This window comes from uncultured Sphingomonas sp., from assembly GCF_902806265.1.
GTDB lineage: Bacteria > Pseudomonadota > Alphaproteobacteria > Sphingomonadales > Sphingomonadaceae > Sphingomicrobium.
Genome location: NZ_CADCVZ010000038.1, coordinates 307 through 7,872, shown reverse-complemented (window position 1 = coordinate 7,872; position 7,566 = coordinate 307). Strand labels below are relative to the sequence as shown.

General features: G+C 66.0%; 5 protein-coding genes and 1 tRNA gene. 3 read left to right on the top strand and 3 right to left on the bottom strand.

Translation table 11 applies throughout. The features are described from left to right. The 3 genes from QZX62_RS08620 to QZX62_RS08610 all read left to right on the top strand — a co-directional run. A partial coding sequence (locus QZX62_RS08620) for a hypothetical protein (RefSeq protein WP_294173680.1) occupies positions 1-208 on the top strand: 208 nt, incomplete at its 5' end. Between the two features lie 406 nt (positions 209-614). Continuing rightward, on the top strand, positions 615-3,923 hold the full coding sequence (locus QZX62_RS08615) for a TonB-dependent receptor (protein WP_294173678.1): 3,309 nt from the start codon (positions 615-617) through the stop codon (positions 3,921-3,923). A gap of 565 nt (positions 3,924-4,488) precedes the next feature. Next, entirely contained in the window at positions 4,489-5,190 is a 702-nt protein-coding gene (locus tag QZX62_RS08610) for an aspartyl/asparaginyl beta-hydroxylase domain-containing protein (RefSeq protein WP_294173676.1), read from the top strand. A gap of 170 nt (positions 5,191-5,360) precedes the next feature. Here QZX62_RS08610 and QZX62_RS08605 read toward each other — a convergent pair whose 3' ends face one another. From QZX62_RS08605 to QZX62_RS08595, 3 genes are all read right to left on the bottom strand, one after another. Then, the gene (locus QZX62_RS08605) at positions 5,361-6,296 is read right to left on the bottom strand and encodes a methyltransferase (RefSeq protein ID WP_294173674.1); all 936 of its coding nucleotides are present in this window, start codon (positions 6,294-6,296) and stop codon (positions 5,361-5,363) included. Positions 6,297-6,300: 4 nt separating this feature from the next. Then, a complete protein-coding gene (locus tag QZX62_RS08600) occupies positions 6,301-7,191 on the bottom strand; it encodes an iron-containing redox enzyme family protein (protein ID WP_294173673.1) in 891 nt (296 codons plus the stop codon). Positions 7,192-7,347: 156 nt separating this feature from the next. Continuing rightward, positions 7,348-7,423, bottom strand: a tRNA-Ala gene (locus QZX62_RS08595). Positions 7,424-7,566 lie beyond the last annotated feature (143 nt).

Genomic DNA, 7,566 nt, shown 5'->3' with positions numbered 1-7,566 from the left:
CCGCGGCGACCGACGCCGGGGCGGTGGCGGCGACCGTGACCGCGGCCCGCGCCGTGACGGTGGCGGACGCGACGGCGGCGACCGCGGCCCGCGAGGCGATCGTGGCGGCGACCGCGGCCCGCGCCGCGAGCGCGATGGCAACCGTGAGGACGGCCCGGCGCCCGAATTCGCCCCGGCGTTCCTAACGGGCGGGAACAACGACGACTAAGCTCCTTCCGGCTGCACCCAGCAGCGCTGACGAACACAAGATGGCCTCTTCGACGATGCTCGGAGAGGCCATTTTGCTGTTCAGCGAGCGTCTCAAGACAATTGGCTTGTGCTCCTGCTGCACTGTGGCAACATTGTTACAGGTTGCAATGAAACGGGTGATGGCCGCCCCCGGCCTATAGCGCAGCCATCTGCTCGCATTAGTGTGGCCGCTCGCACTGCGCGCCGACTCTGGCCTTTCGTAGCCCTGTCCATCGACCGGACTGGCGGCAAAAGGGGCGGCGACGACGATTAGAGATTTAGGGCAAGAAGGGGAGATTACAGTGGGACACAATAAGGCATTCATCCAGGGACGCCTGTGTGCGAGCACGGCTCTGTCCGCGCTGTTTCTTCTTAATGCAAGCCTTGTGGCGACGCCGGCGCTGGCACAGGATGTCGCGACGCCAACCCAGCCGCAGACCGACGGTCCGCCGACCGATATCACTACGCCGACTGGGCCAGTAGAAGCGCAGCCGACACCTTCGACCTCGTCCGAAGGCGAACCGGTCGAACAAGGGCAGGACATCATCGTCACGGGTTCGCGCATTCCGCAACCCAATCTAACGTCGGCATCTCCCGTCACCGTGGTTTCGGACCAGGACGTGAAGCTGTCGGGCGTGACCCGCATCGAAGACTTGCTGAATCAGCTCCCGTCGGTTGGCGCATCTCAGTCGTCAAGCTTGGCCAACGGCGCGACCGGTACCGCCGAAGTCGACCTTCGCGCGCTCGGCTCCCAGCGCACCCTAGTTTTGGTGAATGGGCGCCGGCTCGTCCCGGGCGACCCGAACAGCACTACCCAAGCTTCGGACATCAACTTTATCCCGTCCGCGCTGATCAAGCGGGTGGACGTGCTGACCGGCGGCGCTTCGTCGGTCTACGGTGCCGATGCGGTCGCCGGCGTCGTCAACTTCATCATGGATACCACCTTCGAAGGGATCCGCTTCGACGGCACCATCAGCGCCTACCACCACAAGCAGGACAACCCGAGCATCGGCGGCGGGCGCAACGTTCGCGACGCGCTCAACGACCGGATCGACGCCGGGCTCGCAGGTTACGAGTACCCGACGGGCAGCGATTTCGATGGACGGCAGATCGACGCCACGGTGTCGATTGGCGCCGGTTTCGACGATGGCCGCGGCCACGTCGTTGCCTATGCCGGTTACCGCAAGGTCAACCCCATCCTGCAGGCCGCTCGTGACTTCAGCTCCTGCGGCCTGAGCGGCGCAGGGGAGACACTCGCCTGCGGCGGTTCGGGAACGTCGGCAGAGGGGCGCTTCTTCACCTCGACCTTCACAAGCGGCGATCCCTCGGGCGCCTTCACCTTCGGCCCGGACCGGACCATCGTTCCGGGTTCGCCGCTGTTTAACTTCAATCCCACCAACTACTTCCAGCGGCCTGACAAGCGGTTCGTCGGCGGTGCTTTCGCGAACTACGAGATCAACGACCAGATCAAGCCGTACCTCGAGTTCATGTTCATGGACGACCGGACGCTGGCGCAGATCGCTCCGTCCGGGAACTTCGGCAACACGTTCACGCTGAACTGCGATAATCCGTTCGCGTCGGCGCAGGCTGTGTCAATTATCTGCGCTCCCGGCAACCAGATCGCCGGCTTCCTCGGTACCTACCCGTTGACCGCCGACTCGCCGGCCGGGCAGACCGTGGGTGGGCCGCTGGTGTTTACCGACGCATTCGGAACGCAGTACAACCAGGGCTTCTTCCAGCTGTTCCGGCGTAACGTGGAAGGCGGTCCGCGCGTGTCGGATCTCAAGCACACCGCCTTCCGCGGCGTTGTCGGGTCCCGCGGTGATCTGACCAACGTGTTCTCGTACGATGCTTACTTCCAGTATGGCCGGACGAACTACGACCAGATCTATCGCAACGAGTTCTCGATCCAACGCCTGAACCGCGCGCTGAACGTCGTGGACGATCCACGTACGCCGGGCGTGGTGGACCCGATCTGCCGGTCGGTGCTCGACCAATCGGACCCGAACTGCATTCCGTACGACATCTTCGGAACGCCGTCGCAGGCTTCGATTGATTACCTCAACGTGTTCGGCGTGATCAGTGGCTTCACGACCGAGCAGATCGCCAACGTCAACTTCACCGGCCTGCTCGGCAATGCGGGCATCCGCACCCCTTGGGCGGAAGATGGCTTCGGCATCAACGTCGGTGCCGAGTATCGCAAGGAGAAGCTGTCCCTAAGCCCCGACCAGTCGTTCCAGACCGGCGACTTGACCGGCCAGGGCGCCCCCACGCTTCCCGTCGACGGCAGCTTCAGGGTCCTTGAAGGCTTCGTGGAAGCGCAGCTGCCGATTATCCAGAGTTCCTTCATCGAAGACCTCACGCTGGGGCTCGGCTATCGGAAATCCTATTACAAGCTGGGGAACGGCGGGAAGTTCGATACTAACACCTACAAAGCAACAGCTGAACTTGCGCCCATCCGTGATGTCCGGTTCCGCGGCGCCTACAACCGTGCAGTGCGTGCCCCCAACATCCAGGAACTGTTCTCACCGCAGTTCGTCGGTCTTTCGGGTTCAAGCGACCCGTGCGCTGGATTTGTGATCACCGCATCCGACTTCGGCTGCCTCGCACAAGGTTTGGCGGTAGGGCAGATCACACCGACGAACCCGGCGGAGCAGTACAACTCGCTGCTTGGCGGTAATCCTAACCTCAGGCCGGAGAAAGCAACGACCAAGACGGTTGGCGTGGTTCTCCAGCCAAGTTTCCTGCCGCGATTTGCCCTCACAGTTGATTACTTCAACATCAACCTCAAGCGGGCGATCCAAGGCTTCGGAGCCGACGCCGTCCTGGCGGACTGCGTTGCCAATGCCACGGCAACATTCACTCCCGCGTCCTGCGCTCTGGTCAACCGCGACCCGGCGGGTTCGATCTTCCTGACCTCGGGCGGGTTCGTCGCGGACACCCCGGTCAACGTCGGTGGGATCAAGACGGACGGCTTTGACGTCAACAGCTCGTACAGCCAGCGCTTGGGCGGGCTTGGCAATCTGTCCCTGAGCTTCGTCGGCACGCGTCTGCGCCGTTACATCACCAACAACGGGCTGACCGATCCCTACGACTGCGCCGGCTACTACGGTGCCGTTTGTAGCGGAGGTACCGTGTCCAGCTCGGCGCCTCTGCCCCGCTGGCGACACAAGGCCCGTGCCACTCTGCAGCTGCCGTTCGGTCTTGGCGTGTCCGCGCAGTGGCGGATGATGGGCAAGGTGCGGCACGAGCGGACCAGCGACGATGAGACGCTGGCGGGCGCTCCGCCGATCGTCAGCCGCAACATCAAGGCGCAGCATTACCTGGATCTCGCCACGACCTACACTCTGTTCGACCGGGTCAACCTGCGTGCCGGCGTCAACAATGTGTTCGACAACGATCCGCCGCTGATCACCAGCTCGTCTGGCTCCTGCCCGACCGGGCCGTGCAGCGGCAACACCTACCCGGGCACCTGGGACGCGCTCGGCCGGCTGCTCTATGTCGGCGCTACCATCGATTTCGCGCCGCCCCGTCGGGCACCGGTGGAGTCGGAACCAGTGGTCGCGCCGCCGCCGCCGCCCCCCGCGCCTGCGACGCAGACCTGCGCCGACGGGTCGGTGATCCTGGCGACCGACACTTGCCCGCTACCTCCGCCGCCGCCGCCGCCGCCGCCTGCGGCGCCCGAGCGCGGATAAGCCGGGTCAACTCTGAACTCTTGGGCGGTGGGTCATACGACCCGCCGCCCTTTTTCTTGCAAACCGCGGGTGGAAGACGCTGCTCCAGCCGATAAGATCGTCACTCTGCTGGAGTAGGCTGATGGACTCGACACTGATCGCTCAAGCCGACCGAGCTGCGGCCAACGGGGATCTCCAGCGTGCGGAGCAGTGCCTGATCGAAGCCACAGCGCATGATGCAGACGATCCGCTGCTGTTTCTGAAGCTTGCCGGCCTCCAACGCGCTGGGGGCCAGCCGCACAAGGCCCTGGCGAGCGTACACAAGGCCCTGGCGCTCGCGCCGCGGGATTTCACCGCACTGTTGCTGCGAGCAAGCCTGCTCGACCGACTGCGAGATTCTTCCGCAGGCGAAGCATGGACGCACGCACTTGCCCAGCGTCCAAGTGCAAGCGTGCCTCCCCACCTCGCGAGGGTCGTCGTCGAGGCCGAGCGCCGAAGCGCGGAGTGGCTAGGGCAACGCGAAAGCCGACTGGAGCGCGAGATGGCGGCTGCCGAAAGTCGCGCCAACGGCGAAGAGCGTGAGCGCATGAAGCGCTTCCGCTCCAACACGCTGCGTCGCACGCGCCCTTACCATAGCGAGCCGACCCACTTTCACTTCCCCGGCCTTGTCGAGCGGGAGTTCCATCCCCGGCGCGCCTTCCCTTGGCTTGGAGAACTCGAGGCTTCGACCGACACCATCGTGTCCGAGCTGAAGGCCGTCATGAGCGCCGAGCGGGCCGAGCTGGTCCCCTATGTTCAATACGACGACCACCTGCCGATGGATCAATGGCGGCCGCTAAACCGCAATCCCGACTGGACGGCGATTCATCTGCTTCAAAACGGCGTCGAGAACCACGCCAACAGTCGGCACTGCCCGCGAACGATGGAGTTGTTGCAACAGGTACCGCAGCCGGTAATCCGCGGCGCCTCCCCGAATGCGATGTTCTCGCTGCTGGCGCCGCACACCGCCATCCCCGCGCATGTGGGGGTCAGCAACGCCCGGCTCGTTTGCCACCTGCCGCTGATCGTGCCCGAAGGCTGCTGGTTTCGAGTCGGGGCAGAGGTCCGCCACTGGCAGAAGGGAGACGCGTTCGTGTTCGATGATACGATCGAGCATGAAGCGCTGAACCCGACCGACGAGCTGCGCGTCGTCTTTATCTTCGATCTATGGCACCCCGGGCTTACTGCGGTCGAGCAGGAAGCCGTGGCGGCGCTGATCGGCGCGGAAGCCGGTGAAAACGGTTTATAGGTTGGCGGGTGTTCGCCTGATATCCCTCGCCATAGGCCGACCCGACATACCGATGCCTGCGGGCGCGCACGGCTCGGGAAGCCGCTACCGACCGTACGGGGCTGAGCTTGCGTGAACAGCCTTAGTTGGCGTCGAGCCCCGGCCAGCGTTAACAACGGGCTTCGGGCAGGTCAGTCCCGGCTGATCACCGCGCCCACCGCGGCGATGCGCTCGACGGCGGCTTCGGCGTAGGCGGGTTGGTCGAGCTCCTCGCCGAAGATGTCGGGGTCGAGCTCTTCGTAGCGCAGGGTGCAGCCGGCCTCGTCCATCGCCTCGACCAGCCGGCCGAGCAAGCGGTCCTCGCCGCCGACGATCGGGCTGCCGGTATAGAGCAGCATGCGGCCGCCGGGGTTGAGGAGCGCAGCGCCTTCGGCCGCCCATTGCAGCGACAGGTCGGTGCCGAGCCCATCGCCGCCGTCGCGGTAGGAGCGGCCCTTGGGGTCGGCGATGAAGGGCGGGTTGCTGATGATGAGATCGGCTGGCGCGATGCCGCTCAGCGAGCCGGCTTCGACCGTCTCGACCGCCAAACCCGCAGCGGCGGCGTTGGCTTCCGCTAGCAGGAGCGCGCGGGAGTTCACGTCGATGAGGGTCACGTCCGCGGCCTCGAGCAGGCCGCCGGCGAGGATGCCGCCGGGCCCGCTGCCGGCGCCCATGTCGACGATCCGGCCGCCGGGCTCCAGCTCGCGGACCTCGGCCTCGATGAAGCGGGCAAAGCGATAGGTGTCGGGGCCGAAGAAGACCGACTCCTCCTCCTCCGTCGGCCAGGCGGAATGGAGAAACAGGCGGCCGGCCAGGGAGGACACCCGCACCAGGCTGTGCAGGCGTCCGTCGGGGCGGCGCTCGAGCGCGCGGGCGTCCTCCAGCAGGCGGAGGACCTCGGGCTCGAGCAGGTCCGGTGCGAAGGGCATGCTCCAGCCAAACACGTCCCGCAGGTCGCGGGCCGGCTCCCCGCCGCGGCGCTCGACCACGCGGCGGTGGGTCTCGGGCGTCACGGTGATGAAATGGTAGCCGGCTTCGTCGGCCAAGCGCAGCAAGCCGGCGAGCGGCTCGACCTCTTCCCCCCGCATGCGCCTAGCGGAGTTCGCGCCGGTAGCGTTCGAAGCAGCGCTTGCCGCAGGTCAGCCGCATCAGCGCGCCTTCGGCGATGGCGGTGGCGCGGCGGGGATCCTCGGCGACCAGCGGCACGATCGCCTCCTTGTTCCACTCCTCGCTGTGCTTGATGTCGAGCACCGCGTGGAGGTCGAAGTAGCGGCGGGTCTTGGCGTCGAGGCCGAGGCGGCGCATGCCCCTGGCGGTGGCGGCCGAGCGCGCGGGAGCGGTGAGTTCGATCGCGCCCAGGGCCCCGACCGAGTGCCAGGCGTAGTTGCGGTTCGCAGCCATGGCGGTCATGGCGTTGGCGAGCGCAAGGCTCTCCCACACAGTAGCTTCGATTTCCGGCTTGAGCCCGAGTGTTTCGACCACGAAGTGCAGCATCGGGCCGTGCATGCCCTTGGGATTGCCGCGGCCCATCTCGTCCCAGTAGTTGCGCGCGAGCTCCAGCTTGGCGCGGTCGGGGACGCGGACCTGGGTCAGGGCGACCAGGTCGTCGAACCCGGCCTCGCCCGCGGCCTCCTGGGTCAGGTACCATTTCAGCTGGTCGAGCGTGGCTTCCGCCTCCAGCCAGTCGAACAGCTCATGGTGCTGGCCGGGCCCGCTGCGCTCCAATTCTTCGAACCAGGCGATAAAGCTGGCGGGGTCGGTCGGCGCGGCAGCGGCGGCCTCGCGGATCTCGGCGCGGAGCTCCTGGAGGAAGCCGAGTTCCAGCCGCGCCATGCGCGCGTTGTGCTCAATGGTGCCAACCGCGTCGTCGTCGGGATAGGCGGGCGCCAGCCGGTCGCGGTTCCAGTGCGCCAGCGCCTGCTGGAATTGGTTGTTGAGGAATTGCGAGCCGTCTGTCGCGCGGGTGTCCAGCCTGGTGGCCATATTCGGTACCTGTTTGCAATCGATCTTGGACCAGAAGCGGACGGTGGCGCGGATTGTTCCCAGAGCGTGCCGGCTATCCCTTGGGCGCCTACGCCGATACCTTCCGCGGGAGAGTCCCCGGACAGTCCTGAGCTGCTGCGCAGCTTACGGAAGGCATGGTGGAGCTGAGGGGAATCGAACCCCTGACCTCTGCAGTGCGATTGCAGCGCTCTCCCATCTGAGCTACAGCCCCGCGCCTTGGCAGCGCTCCCTTAGCGGCGCTTTGGCGGGGGCGCAACGGCGCTTCGCACGCCCGTGTCGACCTTCCGCTTTCTGCCGTCTCCGCCCGGCGTTCCCTGCCCTCCAATGACCTTGCGCAGCCGGAACAAGGCCCTC